Below are 19,485 nucleotides of genomic sequence, written 5' to 3' on the forward strand. Positions count from 1 at the left end.
ATGCATCAAATGACTCTGGCCGAGATCGCCCGCGGTCTCGCCGATAAAAAGTTTTCCTCCGAAGAGCTGACCAAAGTCCTGCTGGCGCGTATTACCCAGCTCGATCCGCAGCTCAACAGTTTCATCAGCCTCACCGAGGATCTGGCCATCGAGCAGGCGAAAGCCGCCGATGCACGCCGGGCCAATGGTGAGAGCGGCGCCCTGCTCGGCGCGCCGATCGCCCACAAGGACCTGTTCTGCACCCTGGGCATCCGCACCAGCTGCGGCTCGAAGATGCTCGACAACTTCAAAGCCCCGTATGACGCCACTGTCGTCGCGAAACTGGCCGCTGCCGGCGCCGTGACCCTGGGCAAGACCAACATGGACGAATTCGCCATGGGTTCGGCCAACGAGTCGAGCTGGTACGGCGCAGTGAAAAACCCGTGGAACCTGGAACACGTGCCGGGCGGTTCGTCCGGTGGTTCCGCCGCCGCCGTGGCCGCTCGCCTGCTGCCTGCCGCCACCGCAACCGACACCGGCGGCTCGATCCGTCAGCCGGCGGCGTTCACCAACCTCACCGGCCTGAAGCCGACCTACGGTCGCGTTTCGCGCTGGGGCATGATTGCCTACGCGTCCAGCCTTGATCAGGGCGGTCCGTTGGCGCGCACGGCCGAAGATTGCGCGATTCTGCTGCAAGGCATGGCCGGCTTCGACCCGAACGACTCCACCAGCATCGATGAGCCGGTGCCGGATTACTCCGCCGGCCTGGGCGAGTCGCTGCAAGGCCTGCGCATCGGCGTGCCGAAGGAATACTTCAGCGCCGGTCTCGACCCGCGCATTGCCGAGCTGATCCAGAACAGCATCCAGCAGTTGCAGAAGCTCGGTGCGGTGATCAAGGAAATCAGCCTGCCGAACATGCAGCACGCCATTCCTGCGTACTACGTGATCGCCCCGGCAGAAGCGTCTTCCAACCTGTCGCGTTTCGACGGCGTGCGTTTCGGCCACCGCTGCGAAAACCCGGAAAACCTCATCGACCTGTACAAGCGCTCCCGTGGCGAAGGCTTCGGCGCGGAAGTACAGCGCCGGATCATGGTCGGTGCCTACGCGCTGTCCGCCGGTTACTACGACGCCTACTACCTGAAAGCGCAGAAGATTCGTCGTTTGGTGAAGAACGATTTCATGGCTGCGTTCAATGAAGTCGACATCATCCTCGGCCCGACCACGCCGAACCCGGCCTGGAAGCTTGGCGCGAAGAACAGCGACCCGGTCGCTGCATACCTGGAAGACGTCTACACCATCACCGCCAACCTCGCCGGCCTGCCGGGCCTGTCGATGCCGGCCGGTTTTGTCGACGGTCTGCCGGTGGGCGTGCAGTTGCTCGCGCCGTACTTCCAGGAAGGCCGCCTGTTGAACGTTGCCCACCAGTATCAGCTCAACACTGACTGGCACACCCGCACCCCAACCGGCTTCTGAGGAGACACACATGCAATGGGAAGTCGTGATCGGGCTGGAGATTCACACTCAGCTCACCACCCGGTCGAAAATCTTTTCCGGTAGTTCCACCACATTCGGTTCCGAGCCGAACACCCAGGCCAGCCTGATCGACCTGGGCATGCCCGGCGTGCTGCCGGTGCTCAACCAGGAAGCGGTGCGCATGGCGGTGATGTTCGGCCTGGCAATTGACGCCGAGATCGGCCAGCACAACGTGTTCGCCCGGAAAAACTATTTCTACCCGGATCTGCCGAAGGGCTACCAGATCAGCCAGATGGAATTGCCGATCGTTGGCAAAGGCCACCTGGACATCGCCCTGGAAGACGGCACGGTCAAACGCGTCGGCATCACCCGCGCGCACCTGGAAGAAGATGCCGGCAAGAGCCTGCACGAAGAATTCAACGGTGCCACCGGCATCGACCTGAACCGTGCCGGCACGCCGCTGCTGGAAATCGTCTCCGAGCCGGACATGCGCAGCGCCAAGGAAGCCGTGGCTTACGTCAAAGCGATCCACGCGCTGGTGCGCTACCTGGGTATCTGCGACGGCAACATGGCCGAAGGCTCGCTGCGTTGCGACTGTAACGTCTCGGTACGGCCGAAAGGCCAGGTTGAGTTCGGCACCCGCTGCGAGATCAAGAACGTCAACTCGTTCCGTTTCATCGAGAAGGCGATCAACTCGGAAATTCAGCGCCAGATCGAGCTGATCGAAGACGGCGGCAAAGTGATCCAGCAGACCCGCCTGTACGATCCGAACAAGGACGAGACCCGTCCGATGCGTTCGAAAGAGGAAGCCAACGACTACCGTTACTTCCCTGATCCGGACCTGCTACCGGTGGTCATCGAAGAGTCGTTCCTCGGTGAAGTGCGTGCCACCCTGCCGGAACTGCCACCGCAAAAGCGCGAGCGCTTCCAGAGCCAGTTCGGTCTGTCGGCTTACGACGCCAACGTGCTGGCCACCAGCCGTGAACAGGCGGATTACTTCGAGAAAGTCGCAGCCATCGGTGGCGACGCGAAACTGGCGGCGAACTGGGTGATGGTCGAGTTGGGCAGCCTGCTCAACAAGCAGGGCCTGGACATCGAAGACTCGCCAGTCTCCGCCGAGCAACTGGGCGGCATGCTGCAGCGCATCAAGGACAACACCATCTCCGGCAAGATCGCCAAGGTGGTGTTCGAAGCGATGGCCAATGGTGAAGGCAGTGCTGACGAGATCATCGAGAAGCGCGGCCTCAAGCAAGTCACCGACACCGGCGCGATCTCGGCCGTGCTCGACGAAATGCTCGCGGCCAACGCCGAACAGGTCGAACAGTACCGCGCGGCAGACGAAGCCAAACGCGGCAAGATGTTCGGCTTCTTCGTCGGCCAGGCCATGAAAGCCTCGAAAGGCAAGGCCAACCCGCAGCAGGTGAACGAACTGCTGAAAAGCAAGCTCGAAGGCTGACCACCAATGGAGCCAGATCCAAAGCCTGGCTCCATCCCCTCGCCACAGGTCACTCCTACATTTGATCCGGGATACCTTTGAATGAAGCGTCTGTTGCTGAGCAGCGCCCTGCTCTCTCTGCTGGCCGGTTGCGCCAGTACCGACACCATCGACCCGCACGGTTATGACCAGACCGGCGTCGCCTCCTATTACGGAGCCAAACATCACGGTAAACGCACCGCCAGCGGCGAAGCGTTCAACCAGCATTCCCTGACCGCCGCCCACCGCCAGTTGCCGTTCGGCACGCGGGTGAAGGTCACCAATCTGAGAAACGATGAATCAGTCGTGGTCCGCATCAATGACCGTGGCCCGCACACCCGTGGCCGACTGATCGATCTGTCACGCGAGGCCGCCGATGAAATCGGCATGCTGCGCAGCGGCACCGCACGGGTTCGCGTGCAGGCCCTGGACTGATGGAGCGCCGACCATTTTCGGACTAGCCGATCTGCCGCTGATCAACGTCATCGAACTGCTCAGCGGCCTGTGTCTTTTGCTCATCGGCGCCGAGCTGATGGTGCGCGCCGCCGTGCGTCTGGCCGAGCGCCTGCATGTGCGTCCGTTGATCATCGGCCTGACCATCGTCGCCCTCGGCAGCAGCGCGCCGCAGATGACCGTGAGCCTGCAAGCGGCGTTGACCGACAACCCGGACATCGCCGTCGGCAGCGTGGTCGGCAGCGGCATCTTCAATATCCTCGTAACCCTTGGCCTCTCGGCACTGATCATCCCGCTGCGCGTATCGCGGCAACTGGTGCGCCTGGATATCCCGTTGATGATCGGTGCCAGCCTGCTGGTATTCATCCTCGCCTGGAATAAAGACCTCGGGCGTTTCGACGGCGTCGTGCTGCTCGGCGCTCTGGCGCTGTACCTCGGCTTGCTGTTGCGTCAGTCGCGACACTCGACCCGGCCCCATGGCGCACGACCACAGGATACGCAGCAATCCTGGTTGATCAGTGTGCTGATGATTCTCGCTGGCCTGGCCATGCTGGTGTTCGCCGGGCGTTTGCTGCTCGGCGCCGCCGTGGTCGTGGCCACCGACTTGGGCCTGTCCGAACGGGTCATCGGCCTGACCGTGGTCGCGGTCGGCACCTCGCTGCCGGAACTGGCGACCTCGCTGATCGCCGCCCTGCGCGGGCAGCGTGACATTGCCGTGGGCAACGTGATCGGCGCCAATCTGTTCAACCTGCTCGGAGTGCTCGGGCTGACCGCCCTACTCGCACCGACGCCGCTTTCCGTTTCCCCGAATGCGCTGGATTTCGACTTGCCGGTGATGCTCGGCGTCGCGGCGCTGTGCTTGCCGGTGTTCTATTCCGGCTACCGGGTTACCCGGGCCGAAGGCTTGCTGCTGCTCGGTTTGTATCTGGTCTACGGACTGCATGTGGTGTCGTTCACCACTGGTATGCCGCTGGCCGGCAAACTCGAGCGCTTGATGCTGTTTTATGTCCTGCCGGCGCTGCTGACGTTTCTGTTGTTCACGTCGATCCGCGCCTGGCGTCGCCAACACCACAAGAGAGATGTGCCATGAGCGAGTCGAAGCAGTCCGGGGTTGAAATCCGTCGTCAGGTCATGGGCGATGCGTTCGTTGATCGCGCCCTGGGCAACGCCACCGAGTTCACCCAGCCGTTGCAGGATTTCGTCAATGAACACGCCTGGGGTGGCGTGTGGAATCGCGAAGGTCTGTCGCTGAAGACCCGCAGCCTGATTACCCTCGCCGCGCTGACCGCGTTGAAGTGCCCGCAGGAGTTGAAGGGCCACGTGCGCGGTGCGCTGAACAACGGCTGCAGCGTGGAAGAGATTCGCGAAGCGCTGCTGCATTGCGCGGTGTATGCCGGCGTGCCAGCGGCGATCGATGCGTTTCGCGCGGCGCAGGAAGTGATCGACAGCTATCAGAAACCGCAGTGACCGCCTTCGCGAGCAGGCTCGCTCCCACAGTTGGAATGCGTTTCCCTGTGGGAGCGAGCCTGCTCGCGAAGAGGCCCTGACAGACACTGCAAATCCTTGGTCAGATCCACCCACCCCACTGCAACACAAAGATCCCGACATTGGTGGTAATAGCCGCCATCAACGTGGTCATCACGATAATCGCTGCTGCAAGCTCATGATTGCCCTGCGCCGCCCGGGCCATGACGAAACTCGCCGCCGCCGTCGGGCTGCCAAAGTAGAGAAACAGAATCCCCAGCTCCGCGCCGCGAAAGCCCCACAGCCATGCCCCCAGTGTCGCCAGCACCGGCAGACCGATCATCTTCACCAGGCTGGAACTGAGTGCCATCTTGCCGCTCTTGCGCAGCGCCGCCAGCGACAGCGTGCCGCCGATACAAATCAGCGCCAGTGGCAAAGTGGTCTGCGCCAGATACTGGCCGGAGGTCTCCAGCCAGCCCGGCAGTCCGATCTTGAAATAGGCAAACGGCGCTGCCGAAATCACGCTGATGATCAGCGGGTTGCTGAACACGCTTTTGCAGATGCTCCACGGATCGGACTTGATCACCGGGCTGTACACCGCCAGCACGATGGTCGACAGCGTGTTGTAGAACAGGATCACCAGCGCCGCGAGAATTGCCCCGAGGGAAATGCCGTAATCGCCGTACATGCTCGCGGCGAGCGCCAGGCCTATCACGCCGTTGTTGCCGCGAAACGCACCCTGGGTGTAGATGCCGCGATCTTCGCGCGGACACCTGAAAATCGCCCAGCCCCAGGCCACGGCGAAACTCACCAGGGTGGCGAGGGAAAAGTAGATGAGTAGCGAAGGTTGCAGTGCGGCGTGCAGGTCAGCGTGGAGAATGCCGAGAAACAGCAGCGCCGGCATGGTCACGTTGAACACCAGCGACGAGGCGGTGTGGATGAAGTTGTCGTTGATCCAGTCGATGCGCTTGAGCAGCACACCGAGAAACAGCATGGCAAACACCGGCGCGGTGATGTTCAGGGTTTCAAGAAAGATTGCCAGCATGCCGGGGAGCCTTGGGTGAGCTTAGTCAGGGGGGCAATGATAAAGCAAAAGCCCCTCACCCTAGCCCTCTCCCAAAGGGAGAGGGAACCGATCGGGGGATATTTAAACAATCCACCGACCTGAAATGACATCGTCGAATCCATAATCGACCCGATTTGTCAGGTCGATGTATAGCGCCAAACAACTCGGTCGGCCCCCTCTCCCTCCGGGAGAGGGCTGGGGTGAGGGGCTTTTGATCTTCCATGAAACGATCAGGTAATCGGCGCCGGGTTGAACAAGGTGATGTCGTTGTGCAGCTTGTGTTTCTCCGCCCAGGTCTGTTGCTTGCCACTGGCAACATCCAGGTAATAGTGAAACAACTCCCAGCCCAGTTCTTCGATGGTCGCGCGCCCGGTGGCAATGCGTCCGGCATCAATGTCGATCAGGTCCGGCCAGCGCTGCGCCAGTTCAGTACGCGTCGATACCTTGACCACCGGCGCCATGGCCAGCCCGTAAGGCGTGCCGCGACCGGTGGTGAACACGTGCAGGTTCATCCCTGCTGCCAGTTGCAACGTACCGCAGACAAAATCGCTGGCCGGCGTCGCGCAGAAAATCAGGCCCTTGTGCTTGAAACGCTCGCCCGGGCCGAGCACGCCATTGATCGCGCTGCTGCCGGACTTGACGATCGAGCCCAGCGACTTCTCGACAATGTTCGACAACCCGCCCTTCTTGTTGCCCGGCGTGGTGTTGGCGCTGCGATCGGCTTCGCCCTTGGCCAAGTAACGGTCGTACCAGTCCATCTCGCGCACCAGCTCTTCGGCGACGGTTTGCGTTTGCGCCCGTGAGGTCAGCAGGTAGATCGCATCGCGCACTTCGGTGACTTCGGAAAACATCACCGTCGCCCCGGCACGCAGCAGCAAATCCGAGGCATAACCCAGCGCCGGGTTGGCGGTAATCCCGGAGAACGCATCGCTGCCGCCGCACTGCATACCGAGAATCAGCTCGGAGGCCGGCACGGTTTCGCGGCGGCGCTGGTCGAGTTTCTTCAAACGCACTTCGGCCAGGTCCATGATCTGCTCGATCATTTCGGTAAAACCGTGACTGGAATCCTGCAAGCGGTACAGCCACGGATCGCTGAGATCCACCGAGGCATCGTCCTCGTGCATCACCTGCCCGGCCTGCAATTTCTCGCAGCCCAGACCGATCACCAGCGCCTCGCCGCCCAAGTTCGGGTTGCGCGCCAGATTGCGCACGGTACGAATCGGGATGTAGGCATCGGTCGCGGTAATCGCCACACCGCAGCCATAACTGTGGGTCAGCGCCACCACGTCATCGACGTGCGGGTACTTCGGCAGCAGCTCTTCCTTGATGCGCTTGACCGCGTGATCGAGCACGCCGGTGACGCACTGCACGGTGGTGGTGATGCCGAGAATGTTGCGCGTGCCGACGGTGCCGTCGGCGTTGCGATAACCCTCGAACGTGAAGCCTTCCAGCGGTGCCTGCGCATCCGGCACATCGGTGGACAGCGGCAAGCTGTCCAGCGGCGGCGCGGTGGGCATGCGCAGTTGATCTTCCTTGACCCAACTGCCACGGCGGATCGGCTGCAAGGCGTAGCCGATGATCTGCCCGTAACGGATAACTGGGCCGCCTTCAGGAATATCCTCCAGGGTGACCTTGTGGCTCTGCGGTACGAAATCCAAGGTGACCAGGCCATCGGCAAACTCGGTACCGGCCGGTACGCCCTGATCGTTGACCACCACTACAACGTTGTCCCGCTCGTGCAGGCGGATGTAGCGCGGCGAGTCGGAATGTTCAATCAACTGCATGACGCCGCTCCTCAGGAATGCGCTTGAGACAAATTGCCGGTGGCTTCATTGCCGCCCTTGGCTGGCGGCTCTTTCAAGACCACACGCTTGATCGGGCCGACGATTACCAGATAGCTGAACACCGCGACCAGTGCGTTGGCGCCGACAAACACCAGCGCCCACTTGAACGAGCCAGTGGAGCTGATGATGTAGCCGATGACGATCGGCGTGGTGATCGAAGCGATGTTGCCGAAGGTGTTGAACAAGCCACCGCTCAGACCGGCGATCTGTTTCGGCGAAGTGTCGGAAACCACCGCCCAGCCCAGTGCGCCAACGCCTTTGCCGAAGAATGCCAGAGCCATGAAGCCCACCACCATCCATTCCACGTCAACATAGTTGCACGCGACGATGCTGCTCGACACCAGCAGGCCGGCGATGATCGGCGCCTTGCGGGCGAAGGTCAGCGAATGGCCCTTGCGCAGCAGGTAGTCGGAAATCACCCCGCCGAGCACGCCGCCGATAAAGCCGCAAATGGCCGGCAACGAAGCGATGAAACCGGCCTTGAGAATGGTCATGCCACGCTCTTGCACCAGATACACCGGGAACCAGGTCAGGAAGAAATAGGTGATGCCGTTGATGCAGTACTGGCCCAGATACACTCCCAGCATCATGCGGTTGGTCAGCAGCTGACGGATGTAATCCCACTTCGGACCGTCGGACTTCTTGCCCTTCTGATCCATGTCGACCATGCCGCCGTTGTCAGCGATGTGCTTGAACTCGGCCTCGTTGACGCGTGGGTGTTCGCGCGGGCTGTAGATGACTTTCAGCCACACCAGCGAGAACACGATACCGAGGATACCCATGACGATGAACACGTGCTCCCAGCCGAAGCTGTAGACGATCCAGCCCATCAACGGCGCGAACAGCACGGTGGCAAAGTATTGCGCCGAGTTGAAGATCGCCGAAGCGGTGCCGCGTTCAGCGGTCGGGAACCACGCCGCCACGATGCGTGCGTTGCCGGGGAACGATGGCGCTTCGGCCAGGCCCACGAGGAAACGCAGCATGAACAGCGCAACCACTGCCGTGGACATGCCGAATTCTCCGACAAAGCCTTGCAGCACGGTGAACAGCGACCAGGTGAAAATGCTCAGGGCATAGACTTTTTTCGAGCCGAAACGATCGAGCAGCCAGCCACCGGGAATTTGCCCGGCGACGTAGGCCCAACCGAATGCGGAGAAGATGTAGCCGAGGGTGACGGCGTCAATGCCAAGGTCCTTTTGCAGGCTGGAGCCGGCAATGGCGATCGTGGCACGGTCGGCGTAGTTGATCGTGGTCACCAGAAACAGCATGAGCAGGATCAAATAGCGGACGTGAGTCGGCTTGGAGGATTGCATGCAGATGTACTCCCACTGATTATTTTTATGCGGGGTGAAGCTTCTTTGGTCTTGCATTTATTGCCTGTAGGAGCTGCCGAAGGCTGCGATCTTTTGATCTTGATCTTGAAAAAAAAGATCAAAAGATCGCAGCCTTCGGCAGCTCCTACAGGGGTATTGCGTGTATCAGGAGCCTATATAGGCGGTTTTCACCACGGTGTAGAACTCTTGTGCATAGCGGCCCTGCTCACGGGAGCCGTAGGACGAACCTTTACGCCCGCCGAACGGTACGTGGTAATCCACACCGGCGGTCGGCAGGTTGACCATCACCATCCCGGCCTGGGAGTGGCGCTTGAAGTGGTTGGCGTACTTCAGCGAGGTGGTGGCGATGCCGGCCGACAAGCCGAATTCGGTGTCGTTGGCCATTGCCAGCGCAGCTTCGTAATCGGCCACACGAACAATATTGGCCACCGGGCCGAAGATCTCTTCGCGGCTGATGCGCATCGACGCTTCGCTGTCGGCGAACAGCGTTGGCGCGAGGAAGTAGCCCTCGGTGTCGCAAGTCACCACACCGCCGCCGCTGACCAGACGTGCACCTTCGGACTGGCCGATGTCGATGTACTTCATGTCCTGTTCCAGCTGCGCCTGGGAGACCACCGGACCGATGTCGGTGCCGGCCTTCAGCGCGTGGCCGACCTTGATCGACTTCATGCGCTCGGCCATCGCTTCAACGAACTTGTCGTGAATGCCGGCGGTGACGATCAGACGGCTCGACGCTGTGCAGCGCTGGCCGGTGGAGTAGAACGCGCTCTGCACCGACAGCTCGACCGCTTGCTTGAGGTCGGCGTCGTCGAGAATGATCTGCGGGTTCTTGCCGCCCATTTCCAGCTGCACCTTGGCCTGGCGCGAAACGCAGTTGACCGCGATCTGACGACCCACGCCCACCGAACCGGTGAAGCTGATGCCGTCGACTTTCGGGCTGTTGACCAACGCCTCGCCAACCACGCGACCGCTGCCCATTACCAGGTTGAACACACCGGCCGGGAAGCCCGCGCGGGAGATGATTTCCGCCAGCGCCCAGGCGCAGCCCGGCACCAGATCGGCAGGCTTGAGCACGACGCAGTTGCCGTAGGCCAGGGCCGGAGCAATTTTCCACGCCGGGATGGCGATCGGGAAGTTCCACGGAGTGATCAGACCGACCACGCCCAGGGCTTCGCGAGTGACTTCGACGTTGACGCCCGGGCGTACCGACGGCACGTAGTCACCGGACAGACGCAGGCATTCACCGGCGAAGAACTTGAAAATGTTGCCGGCGCGGGTCACTTCACCGATCGCCTCCGGCAGGGTCTTGCCTTCTTCACGGGCCAGCAGGGTGCCAAGCTCTTCGCGACGGGCGAGAATTTCCGTGCCGACTTTATCCAGCGAATCGTGACGAGCCTGGATGCCCGACGTGGAGTACGCCGGGAACGCAGCGCGGGCAGCGTCGATGGCGGCGTTGACCTGGGTCAGGTCAGCCTTGGCGTAATCGCCGATGGTGTCACTGAGTTCGGACGGGTTGATGTTGGCCGAGTAATCGGCACCGGCGACCCATTCGCCATTGATGTAGTTGTCGTAGCGTTTTGCAGTTGTCACAGGGCAGCCCTCAACTCTAAAAGCCTTCACGCAAAAAGCCGCTGATTGCTCAGCGGCCTCGCTTCTCTCGCTTATTGCGCGCCTTGCTTGTCGATCAGCGCGGCGAGCATTTCGTACTCTTCGCCGGTCAGGTCGGTCAGCGGCGCACGCACCGGACCTGCGTCATAGCCGGCGATTTTTGCACCTGCCTTGACGATACTCACCGCGTAACCGGCCTTGCGGTTGCGGATGTCCAGGTACGGCAGGAAGAAGTCGTCGATGATCTTGCCGACGGTGGCGTGATCTTCGCGAGCGATCGCGTGGTAGAAGTCCATCGCGGTTTTCGGGATGAAGTTGAACACCGCCGAGGAGTACACCGGCACGCCCAACGCCTTGTAGGCAGCGGCGTAGACTTCGGCGGTCGGCAGACCACCCAGGTAGCTGAAGCGATCACCGAGGCGGCGACGGATCGACACCATCAACTCGATATCGCCCAGGCCATCCTTGTAGCCGATCAGGTTCGGGCAGCGCTCGGCCAGACGTTCCAGCAGCGGCGCGGTGAGACGGCAAACGTTGCGGTTGTAGACGACCACGCCGATCTTCACCGATTTGCACACGGCTTCAACGTGGGCGGCAACACCGTCCTGGCTCGCTTCGGTCAGGTAGTGCGGCAGCAGCAGCAGACCTTTGGCGCCCAGACGCTCGGCTTCCTGAGCGTATTCGATGGCCTGGCGGGTCGAACCACCAACGCCGGCGAGGATTGGCACGCTGGTTGCGCAGGTGTCGACGGCAGTCTTGATGATTTCCGAGTATTCGCTGGCGGCCAGGGAGAAGAACTCACCGGTGCCACCGGCGGCGAACAGAGCCGAAGCGCCATACGGAGCCAGCCATTCCAGGCGTTTGATGTAGCCCGCGCGGTTGAAATCGCCCTGCGCGTTGAAATCGGTCACCGGGAAAGACAGCAGGCCGGCAGAGAGGATGGACTTCAGTTCTTGTGGATTCATTATTCGAACACCCTGGTAGCAACGTTTTATTGTGAGTGGACCATTCAGCCTTCGCCGAAGTTGTAGGTCATCGTACAACTTAAAAAATAACCGTCAACTGCATTTCATCGTTGGCAGGGCTTTTTTGTCGGACAAGATTGGCTTTTGCGCTTTATGAAATGGCTACAAGGCTCGTGCTTGACGCTTTCGAAGGCTGAAATATCTGGTCTGGATTCGTTTAATTCTGAGGCGACCTGCGGCTCGTAAAGTACGTCGACTGCCACGAAGGATCGTGGCGGACCACTCAAAGGAAGCCGCTATGTCGATGCATTTTGCCGCCCCCACCCTCACCCACGTCGCCCCTGCGCAAGACGATTGCGTGACGCTTCAGCTCTCGCAATTGCCGGACATCCTCACCGTGCAGGTCCCGGATTCCAGCGATTTCGCAGCAAACTGGAGCGTCTACGCGGTCCTCGGCAGCGATGCCGAGGAACCCGAATGGGAAGGTGATGAGGTGGACACTGGCGCCTGGGACGACGCCGAGGATGAAATGGAAAAGCTGCTCGACATCGAGGTGCAGCTGCCGAAAGAGGCATTGCAACCGTACCTGAACCGCGAGGTGGAGCTGCGCTACAAATTTCGTGACGAGTCGAGCATGGAGCCGTATTCGCTGCCGCTGCGAATGCGCATAGAGGCGTAAGACTCAGCTTCGCTGCGCCTGCGCCTCTTCATGAGCCTGGCGCAGTCTTTCACGGCTATTGGTCAGGTGCAGACGCATCGCCGCACGCGCGGCATCGGAGTCCTGACGGGCAATCGCGTCGTAGATTTCCTCGTGCTCGCGGCTCAGGCGGCTCATGTAGTGCTGTTGATCATCGTGGGCCAGCCGCGCCGAGTTCAGCCGCGTACGTGGAATGATGCTGGTGCCCAGGTGCGTCATGATGTCGGTGAAGTAGCGGTTGCCGGTGGACAGGGCGATTTCCAGATGGAAAGCGAAGTCTGACGACACCGCATCGCTGGCGTGCGAGGCGCTTTCGTTCAAGGCGTCGAGGGCGGCGCGCATGGTTGCCAGTTGTTCGGGGCTGCGGCGTTGCGCGGCAAGGCCGGCGGATTCGACTTCGAGGCTGATGCGCAATTCGAGAATCGCCAGCACGTCACGCAGGGTGACAACGGTGGCCGGATCGATGCGGAAACCGCTCGGGCTCGGCGTATCGAGAACAAAGGTGCCGATGCCATGGCGGGTTTCTACCTGGCCGGCGGCCTGCAGACGGGAAATTGCCTCGCGGACCACGGTGCGGCTGACGCCATGGGCTTCCATGATCGCCGACTCGGTGGGCAATTTGTCGCCACGCTTGAGCAGGCCATCACGGATCTGCTCGCTCAACACCGTCACCAATTCCTGGGCGAGGCTGCGGCGCTTGCGGGGGAGGCGCGGGGTGTCGATCAGCTTTTCCATGGTCTGCATCTTGTCTCGAAAGTTCGGCTTGGCGCCATCATAGCTCAAGCGGGTTGTACGATCACCGGGCAGATCACATTGCCCCACTGTGGGAGCGAGCCTGCTCGCGAAAGCGGTGGTTCAGACGACAGATTCGTCGACCGATATGACCCCTTCGCGAGCAGGCTCGCTCCCACAGGTGGGTGTTCAGACAGTTATGGCCTGTTCGACCAGACGACCGCTGTCGATCCGCACGTGCCGTGGATGGAATCGTTTCAAACTGCTTCGGTGACCGACGCTGACAATGCTCAGCCCCGGAATCTCATCGATCAACGCCTGATACAAGGTCGCCTCGTCCTCTTCATCCATCGCCGATGTAGCCTCGTCCATGTACAGCCATTGCGGTGCGTAGAGAAGCGCGCGGGCGAAGGCCAGGCGTTGTTGCTCGCCCGGTGAAAGCATGCGCTGCCAGTGATTGGCTTCATCCAGCCGCCCAATCAAATGTGGCAGACGACAGGTTTCCAGCACCTGTGCATAACGTTCTGGCGCGTAGGTGTCGCCCGGTTGTGGATAACTCAACGCTTCACGCAATGTGCCGATCGGCAGATAAGGCTTCTGCGGCAGGAACAGATAACGCGCCGCCGGCAAACGAATATTGCCGTGCCCCGCCGGCCACAAATGCCCCATCGCTCTCAGCAGTGTCGACTTGCCGCTGCCGGAACGGCCGCTGAGCATCACGCGCTCACCCGGTTCAACGGTCATGTCGGCGTCGGTCAGCAGGTGACGACCATCGGCCAGATCCAGGCCGAGGTTGTGAACCTGCAACTCACTGCCCTGGTTCTGCACGTCGATGGCCGGGGTGCGTTGTTCGTTGTCGCTCATGGCCTGACGGAAACTCAGCAAACGATCACAGGTGGCGCGCCACGCGGCGAGATCCGAGTAGGCGGTGATGAACCAGCTGAAATTCTCCTGCACGTTGCCGAACGCCGAGTTGATTTGCATCAGCTCGCCCAGTTCGATCTTGCCGGACAGATAGCGCGGTGCGGCGACGACAAACGGGAAAATGATTGCGATCTGCCCGTAGCCGGAGGTGAAGAACGTCAGGCGCTTGGACACGCGCATGATGTCCCAGAAATTGTGCCAGACCAGTCCGAAGCGATTACTCAAGCGGCGGTTTTCATTGGGTTCGCCGTTGTACAAGGCGATGCTTTCCGCATTCTCACGCACGCGCACCATGGAAAAACGCAGGTCTGCTTCGAAGCGTTGTTGCTTGTTGTTCAGACCGATCAGACGGCGACCGATCAAATGCGTCAACCAACTGCCGACCGCTGCGTACAGCAGCGCGCACCAGAACATGTAGCCGGGAATCTCGATGCCGAACACTTCAATACTGCCCGACACGCCCCACAAAATGATCGAGAACGACACCAGACTGACAATCGTGCGCAGCAGCCCGAGGCCCAGGCTCAGGGTGTTGGCGGTGTAAGTGTTGAGGTCTTCGGAAATCCGCTGGTCGGGGTTATCGGTGTACCCGCCCTGCTCCAGCTGGTAGTAATTCTTGTGGTCCAGCCAGCGCTTGAAGTGTTTTTCGGTCAGCCACGCCCGCCAGCGGATCGTCAGCATCTGAGTCAGATACAACCGATACACCGCACCGAGAATCGCCACCGTCGCGATGCCGCAGAAATACAGGATCAACTGCCAGAACGCGGCTTCATCCTTTCTCTGCAAAGCGTTGTAGAAATCCTTGTACCAACTGTTGATCCACACCGAGATCGCTACGCTGAACAGCGTCAGCGCAATTACGGCAATCAGCAACGTCCAGGCCTTGCCCTTCTCTTCGCTGCGCCAGTAAGGCGTGGTCATCGCCCAGACCTTGCGAAAAAACTGCCCGCGCACAGCATCGTTGACCGCGGAATATTCAGCGTTCTGATTCATGGATAAGGCTCGATAGTAAAAAGAACGGACACGCGCCGATCATAGATGATCGGCGCGTTTTATCGCGAGGGCTGGCGATAGTCGTTCAGCGCAGGTTCAGCGACGCACCGGGCGCTTCTGCAGTTTGCGCTGCAAGGTGCGGCGGTGCATGCCCAGCGCGCGGGCCGTGGCGGAAATATTGCCTTCGTGCTCGGTGAGCACGCGCTGGATGTGCTCCCATTGCAGACGATCGACCGACATCGGGTTTTCCGGCACCAGACTGTCGAGGTCGGCATGCTCGGACAGCAGCGCGGCCAGCACGTCGTCGGCATCGGCGGGTTTGCACAGGTAGTTGCAGGCGCCACGCTTGATCGCCTCGACTGCCGTGGCAATGCTCGAATAACCGGTGAGGATCACCACGCGCATTTCCGGATCGAGTTCCAGCAGCTTGGGCAGCAGGACCAGACCGGAGTCGCCGTCCATTTTCAGGTCCAGCGCGGCGTAATCAGGCAGATCGGCCTGGGCGATGGTCAGGCCTTCTTCAGCGGAACCGGCAGTGCTGACGCGAAAGCCGCGACGGGCCATGGCGCGGGCCATGACGCGGGTGAAGGTCGCGTCGTCGTCGACCAGCAGCAGATGCGGCAGTTCTTCGCCTTCGACTTGGATTTCGTCACTCATGTTGGTCTCCTCGGGCGCCGTGGGGCAGGCGCAGCTCGGTGAGCGTGCCGCCTTCCTCATGACTATAGAGTTTCACTGAGCCGCCGGCGCGTGTCACGCTGGCCTTGCTCAAAAACAGGCCCAGGCCGAAACCTTTGCCCTTGGTGGTAAAAAACGGCTTGCCGATCTGCTCGGCGATGGCCAGCGGCACACCGGCGCCGTGGTCGCGAATGCTGATCGTCAAAGTCTCTGCGTCCCAGTCGAGGGTCACCTGGAGATTTTCCGGGCAGGCGTCGGCTGCATTGTTGAGCAGATTCAGCAATGCCTGGGTCAGATCCGGCGGCGGCGCCATGCGCGGCACCGCCCCCTGACCGAGACGCTGGAAGCGATAACTGGCTTCCGGGCGCATCAGGTGCCAGCGGTTCAGCGCTTCGTCGAGCCAGTCGGTAACGTCCTGCATCTCCACCGCCAGACGCCGATTGGCCTCGGCGGCACGGACCAGTTGCTGCAAGGTTTCCTTGCACAGCTTGACCTGATCCTGCAGCACTTTCAGATCGTCCTGCAGCAGTGCATCGGGGTGATCCTGCTGCATTTCCTTGAGCAACACGCTCATGGTCGCCAGCGGTGTGCCCAATTCATGCGCCGCACCGGCGGCCTGGGTCGCAACGGCGAGCAGCTGCTGATCACGCAGCCCTTCCTCCCGGCGGATCGCGCGCAATTCTTCCTGCCGGCGCAGCTCTTCAGCCATACGCGCGGCGAAGAACGTGATGACCGCAGCAGCCAGGGCAAAGCTCAGCCACATGCCGTAGATCTGCAGATTCTCACGGGCGACCGGCAGGGTTTCCAGCGGATAGAAACGCGTCAGCATCAGCGTGTACAGCGCCAGCGCGATACCGGACAGAATCACCGAATAACGCCACGGCAAGGTCACCGCCGCGATGGTCAGCGGCACCAGATAATAGGAAACGAAGGGGTTGGTCGAACCGCCGGAGAAATACAGCAGCGCACTGTGAATCACCAGATCGCAGGCCAGTTGCAGCGCGTATTCGAGCTCGGTCACCGGCCACGATGTGCGCAGGCGCACGGCAGTGAACACGCAGAGCAGAATCGAACAGCCCAGGGTCATCGCCAATTGCACCCACGGCAACGGCAGCAATTGCAGCCAGTAGGCCAGACCCACGGACCCGGCCTGCGCGGCGAGCACAAGTGTGCGGATGAAAGTCAGCCGCCAGAGGTTCTGGCGAGTGGCGGAAGTCAGTTGTACGGGGGCGAGCATGAGCTCTCCTGATGAGCGCTCCAGGCGGATCGCACGGAGTATAACCAAGGCGCGGGGTTCAGAGGCGAAAGTGCGGCAAACGACCACATGGCGACGATGAAGAATTCATCTGAGTTGAAGAAAATTCCGAAGGCTATTGGAGATCATTGTGGCGAGGGGATTTATCCCCGCTGGGTGGCGGAGCCGCCCCAAATCATGCGACCTCATTTAACCAGAAATACCGTATCAGCCGGATTTGCGCCTGCTGCGCAGCCGATCGGGGATAAATCCCCTCGCCACAGAAGCACTCCCCACTGCGCGCAGGTATCTGTATAGAAGTTGTAACTGGGCGAACCGGATCATAGAAGTTAGAGTCTGATGGTTCACGCAGGCCGCGACCCATCACCTGCGCCTCATTCAAGGAGCCTTCATGCACACATTTCGCCGCAGCGCCGCCCTCCTCGCCCTGACCGTCGGCAGCGTCGCCAGCCTTCCGGCGCTGGCCGCCGATGAGCTGCACTACAACCAGATTTCCCTGCGCGCCGAAGTCAGCCAGGAAGTGGCCCGCGACCAGATGATCGTGACGCTCTACACCGAAGAGCAGAACACCGACCCGGCCAAACTCGCCGCCGCCATCAGCACCACCATGAACAAGGCCACCGCCCAGGCCAAACAAGTCAAAGACATCACCCTGCGCACGGGCAGCCGCAACAGCTATCCGATCTACGACACCAAAGGCCAGAAGATCACCGGCTGGCGCGAACGCGCCGAACTGCGCCTGGAAAGCACCGACTTCGCCGCTCTGTCCAAACTCACCGGCGAGTTGCTGACCGACCTGAAAATGGGCGGCATGGACTTCGCCATCGCCGACCCGACCCGCAAGGCCAGCGAAGACCAGTTGCTCAAAGAAGCCGTCACCGCCTTCAAGACCCGCGCCCAACTGGCCACCGATGCACTGGGCGGCAAGGGCTACAAAATCGTCAACCTGAACCTCAACAGCAACGGTTATCCACAACCGTACCTGCGCGCGCCGATGATGATGAAAGCCGCAGCCATGGATTCCGCACCAGTCACCCCGGAAGTCGAAGCCGGCACCAGTCAGGTCAGCATGACCGCCGATGGCTCGATTGAAGTGTTGATGCAGTGATTTGAGCTTGGCTGAATGAAGGACCGGCAATCAGCAAATGGTTGCCGGTTTTTTTGTGTCCGGGTTTTGTAGTGAAGGATCCACCGCTATCGCGAGCAGGCTCGCTCCCACAGGTTGAACGCATTTCCATGTGGGAGCGAGCCTGCTCGCGAAGAACGATGACGCGATCTCAAGCGTGCGGATCAACCCGATCCAGCGCCCGATTCACCGCCAACTCCGCCAGCATGATGATCTGCTGAATCGCCAGCGCCGTATTGCGCTGCGGCCTACCAAGCTGATCGGCGAAATCGCTGGCCAGCGTATTGGCTGAAGCAAGGGACTCACAGGCGTGAGCCAGCAGGCTTTCGGTGTCGATGTCGGGCCGGATCAAAAACATCGTGCTGGGTGGATGGGGTTTGCCGGGTGGCGGGCAGAGATAGAAATCGAGGGCACGCTTGATGGCTTCGCGGTTCTTCGCGAAATCGTCGGCACGCAGCGCGGCTTCAAGGGGGGTTGAGGTTTCTTCGGGTGGGTCGGGGACTGGTTTGGTCATTAAATAGCCCTACTTTGCTAAATGAACGCCATCACCTGCCGTTTCTCACGCGGCGAAGTGGGTGGCAACTATGTGCGGGGTGAGAAACCGGAAAAATAGGAAAACCGGCCAGACCGAAGTCTGCCCGCACACAGTCGCCATATCGTTATTGCAGACAACTGAAGAGCTGGCGGCAATTATGCGGACATGCGCACTGAATCACTAATTTTCCGGGTTCTCACACCCGATCGCTGAACAACCAGCGACGCCCCAAGCCTAGAGAGCGCACGTCCGACGGACAACCTGAAAACCTTGTGGGAAGGTTCTGGCTGTTTCGCAGCGGATTTAAACAGCCAAAAAGCAAACCCTCACCCTAACCCTCTCCCAGAGGGAGAGGGGACTGACCGAGGTGTTTGGGGGAGATACGCCAACGTGAAACTCCGAGTTGAACTCAGGATTTGAAAAGCACACAAATCAGCCCCCTCTCCTCGGGGAGAGGGCTGGGGTGAGGGGCAAATCCACAACAAAAATAACGCCGAACACCCGCTCTTCACCACTCAATAGGCCGAGTGTCAGCTCGCCTGCTCTTGATCTTGATCCACCGGCGACGTCCGAAGGCTGAGTGGAGGGATTGATCCGGGCGTGGGAGCGCAGCGACCGTCTGGCGCAGCCAGACACAGCGGAAGGAGGTGCAGCGAAGCAAACCGGAGCCGCTGCGCCCGGATCAGTCCCGGAGCGAAGGAACCCGAGCCTGCGAGGGCCGAACGCAGGAGCTAGCGTTTTGGGTTACCTTTTTGGCGTTTGAAAAAGGTGACTCGCCGTAAGGGCGAAACCGCCAGCCGCCACACCGCAAAAAACGGATATTCACCTAAACCAACCAACACCCTGGTCGGCCCAAAGGCCGCCAAGGTGCCACCAATCGAAACACCC

The 19,485-nt window shown here is 60.8% G+C and carries 17 protein-coding genes; 7 read left to right on the forward strand and 10 right to left on the reverse strand.

Translation table 11 applies throughout. The features are described from left to right. The 5 genes from gatA (at position 1) to J2Y39_RS25210 (ending at position 4,846) form a co-directional block, all read left to right on the forward strand. Positions 1-1,452, forward strand: coding sequence for an Asp-tRNA(Asn)/Glu-tRNA(Gln) amidotransferase subunit GatA (gene gatA, locus J2Y39_RS25190; RefSeq protein WP_056782927.1), 1,452 nt, complete (start codon positions 1-3; stop codon positions 1,450-1,452). 10 nt (positions 1,453-1,462) lie between these two features. Beyond that, complete coding sequence (gene gatB, locus J2Y39_RS25195; RefSeq protein WP_016771702.1) at positions 1,463-2,908, forward strand: Asp-tRNA(Asn)/Glu-tRNA(Gln) amidotransferase subunit GatB; 1,446 nt, start codon at positions 1,463-1,465, stop codon at positions 2,906-2,908. Between the two features lie 81 nt (positions 2,909-2,989). Further along, on the forward strand, positions 2,990-3,361 hold the full coding sequence (locus J2Y39_RS25200) for a septal ring lytic transglycosylase RlpA family protein (RefSeq protein ID WP_252877447.1): 372 nt from the start codon (positions 2,990-2,992) through the stop codon (positions 3,359-3,361). A gap of 97 nt (positions 3,362-3,458) precedes the next feature. After that, positions 3,459-4,469, forward strand: coding sequence for a calcium/sodium antiporter (locus J2Y39_RS25205; protein WP_371857547.1), 1,011 nt, complete (start codon positions 3,459-3,461; stop codon positions 4,467-4,469). Continuing rightward, positions 4,466-4,846 carry a carboxymuconolactone decarboxylase family protein gene (locus tag J2Y39_RS25210; protein ID WP_310220297.1) on the forward strand — a complete coding sequence of 127 codons (381 nt, stop codon included), beginning with the start codon at positions 4,466-4,468 and terminating at the stop codon, positions 4,844-4,846. The genes J2Y39_RS25205 and J2Y39_RS25210 overlap by 4 nt, the downstream gene beginning before the upstream one ends. A 100-nt stretch (positions 4,847-4,946) precedes the next feature. On the opposite strand, the gene J2Y39_RS25215 is transcribed toward J2Y39_RS25210, so the two are convergent. The 5 genes from J2Y39_RS25215 to kdgD form a co-directional block, all read right to left on the reverse strand. Further along, positions 4,947-5,888 (reverse strand): AEC family transporter, encoded by a 942-nt coding sequence (locus J2Y39_RS25215; protein WP_150742783.1) that lies wholly within the window; start codon positions 5,886-5,888, stop codon positions 4,947-4,949. 251 nt (positions 5,889-6,139) lie between these two features. Beyond that, entirely contained in the window at positions 6,140-7,693 is a 1,554-nt protein-coding gene (gene garD / locus J2Y39_RS25220; RefSeq protein ID WP_252885367.1) for a galactarate dehydratase, read from the reverse strand. An 11-nt stretch (positions 7,694-7,704) separates the two neighbouring features. Beyond that, entirely contained in the window at positions 7,705-9,066 is a 1,362-nt protein-coding gene (locus J2Y39_RS25225; RefSeq protein WP_041477964.1) for an MFS transporter, read from the reverse strand. Between the two features lie 165 nt (positions 9,067-9,231). Then, a complete protein-coding gene (locus tag J2Y39_RS25230; protein ID WP_024011600.1) occupies positions 9,232-10,677 on the reverse strand; it encodes an aldehyde dehydrogenase family protein in 1,446 nt (481 codons plus the stop codon). A gap of 71 nt (positions 10,678-10,748) precedes the next feature. Further along, entirely contained in the window at positions 10,749-11,660 is a 912-nt protein-coding gene (gene kdgD, locus J2Y39_RS25235) for a 5-dehydro-4-deoxyglucarate dehydratase (RefSeq protein WP_039759443.1), read from the reverse strand. A 298-nt stretch (positions 11,661-11,958) separates the two neighbouring features. Here kdgD and J2Y39_RS25240 point away from each other — a divergent pair, with 298 nt between their 5' ends. Next, positions 11,959-12,339 carry a hypothetical protein gene (locus J2Y39_RS25240; RefSeq protein WP_056782919.1) on the forward strand — a complete coding sequence of 127 codons (381 nt, stop codon included), beginning with the start codon at positions 11,959-11,961 and terminating at the stop codon, positions 12,337-12,339. Between the two features lie 3 nt (positions 12,340-12,342). On the opposite strand, the gene J2Y39_RS25245 is transcribed toward J2Y39_RS25240, so the two are convergent. From J2Y39_RS25245 to J2Y39_RS25260, 4 genes are all read right to left on the reverse strand, one after another. Continuing rightward, on the reverse strand, positions 12,343-13,092 hold the full coding sequence (locus tag J2Y39_RS25245) for a FadR/GntR family transcriptional regulator (protein ID WP_177327011.1): 750 nt from the start codon (positions 13,090-13,092) through the stop codon (positions 12,343-12,345). A gap of 186 nt (positions 13,093-13,278) precedes the next feature. After that, the gene (locus J2Y39_RS25250; RefSeq protein WP_236169670.1) at positions 13,279-15,006 is read right to left on the reverse strand and encodes an ABC transporter ATP-binding protein/permease; all 1,728 of its coding nucleotides are present in this window, start codon (positions 15,004-15,006) and stop codon (positions 13,279-13,281) included. A gap of 96 nt (positions 15,007-15,102) precedes the next feature. After that, the gene (locus J2Y39_RS25255) at positions 15,103-15,663 is read right to left on the reverse strand and encodes a response regulator transcription factor (RefSeq protein ID WP_003221630.1); all 561 of its coding nucleotides are present in this window, start codon (positions 15,661-15,663) and stop codon (positions 15,103-15,105) included. Then, the gene (locus J2Y39_RS25260) at positions 15,656-16,918 is read right to left on the reverse strand and encodes an ATP-binding protein (RefSeq protein ID WP_016771713.1); all 1,263 of its coding nucleotides are present in this window, start codon (positions 16,916-16,918) and stop codon (positions 15,656-15,658) included. Before J2Y39_RS25260 ends, J2Y39_RS25255 begins: the two co-directional genes overlap by 8 nt. A 409-nt stretch (positions 16,919-17,327) precedes the next feature. Between J2Y39_RS25260 and J2Y39_RS25265 the strand changes: the two genes are divergently transcribed. Then, on the forward strand, positions 17,328-18,044 hold the full coding sequence (locus tag J2Y39_RS25265; RefSeq protein WP_016771714.1) for an SIMPL domain-containing protein: 717 nt from the start codon (positions 17,328-17,330) through the stop codon (positions 18,042-18,044). 169 nt (positions 18,045-18,213) lie between these two features. Here the strand turns inward: J2Y39_RS25265 and J2Y39_RS25270 are convergent, their stop codons facing one another. After that, positions 18,214-18,576: a DUF6124 family protein gene (locus J2Y39_RS25270; protein WP_150742780.1), complete on the reverse strand. Its 363-nt coding sequence runs from the start codon at positions 18,574-18,576 to the stop codon at positions 18,214-18,216. Positions 18,577-19,485 lie beyond the last annotated feature (909 nt).

The organism is Pseudomonas sp. 2957 (assembly GCF_031456345.1).
GTDB classification, from domain to species: domain Bacteria; phylum Pseudomonadota; class Gammaproteobacteria; order Pseudomonadales; family Pseudomonadaceae; genus Aquipseudomonas; species Aquipseudomonas siliginis.

Bases quoted from the DNA above. Each gene is read 5' to 3' on its own strand.
- gatA (WP_056782927.1), top strand. From the start codon at position 1: ATGCATCAAATGACTCTGGCCGAGATCGCCCGCGGTCTCGCCGATAAA.
- gatB (WP_016771702.1), top strand. From the start codon at position 1,463: ATGCAATGGGAAGTCGTGATCGGGCTGGAGATTCACACTCAGCTCACC.
- J2Y39_RS25200 (WP_252877447.1), top strand. From the start codon at position 2,990: ATGAAGCGTCTGTTGCTGAGCAGCGCCCTGCTCTCTCTGCTGGCCGGT.
- J2Y39_RS25205 (WP_371857547.1), top strand. From the start codon at position 3,459: ATGGTGCGCGCCGCCGTGCGTCTGGCCGAGCGCCTGCATGTGCGTCCG.
- J2Y39_RS25210 (WP_310220297.1), top strand. From the start codon at position 4,466: ATGAGCGAGTCGAAGCAGTCCGGGGTTGAAATCCGTCGTCAGGTCATG.
- J2Y39_RS25215 (WP_150742783.1), bottom strand. From the start codon at position 5,888: ATGCTGGCAATCTTTCTTGAAACCCTGAACATCACCGCGCCGGTGTTT.
- garD (WP_252885367.1), bottom strand. From the start codon at position 7,693: ATGCAGTTGATTGAACATTCCGACTCGCCGCGCTACATCCGCCTGCAC.
- J2Y39_RS25225 (WP_041477964.1), bottom strand. From the start codon at position 9,066: ATGCAATCCTCCAAGCCGACTCACGTCCGCTATTTGATCCTGCTCATG.
- kdgD (WP_039759443.1), bottom strand. From the start codon at position 11,660: ATGAATCCACAAGAACTGAAGTCCATCCTCTCTGCCGGCCTGCTGTCT.
- J2Y39_RS25240 (WP_056782919.1), top strand. From the start codon at position 11,959: ATGTCGATGCATTTTGCCGCCCCCACCCTCACCCACGTCGCCCCTGCG.
- J2Y39_RS25245 (WP_177327011.1), bottom strand. From the start codon at position 13,092: ATGGAAAAGCTGATCGACACCCCGCGCCTCCCCCGCAAGCGCCGCAGC.
- J2Y39_RS25250 (WP_236169670.1), bottom strand. From the start codon at position 15,006: ATGAATCAGAACGCTGAATATTCCGCGGTCAACGATGCTGTGCGCGGG.
- J2Y39_RS25255 (WP_003221630.1), bottom strand. From the start codon at position 15,663: ATGAGTGACGAAATCCAAGTCGAAGGCGAAGAACTGCCGCATCTGCTG.
- J2Y39_RS25260 (WP_016771713.1), bottom strand. From the start codon at position 16,918: ATGCTCGCCCCCGTACAACTGACTTCCGCCACTCGCCAGAACCTCTGG.
- J2Y39_RS25265 (WP_016771714.1), top strand. From the start codon at position 17,328: ATGCACACATTTCGCCGCAGCGCCGCCCTCCTCGCCCTGACCGTCGGC.
- J2Y39_RS25270 (WP_150742780.1), bottom strand. From the start codon at position 18,576: ATGACCAAACCAGTCCCCGACCCACCCGAAGAAACCTCAACCCCCCTT.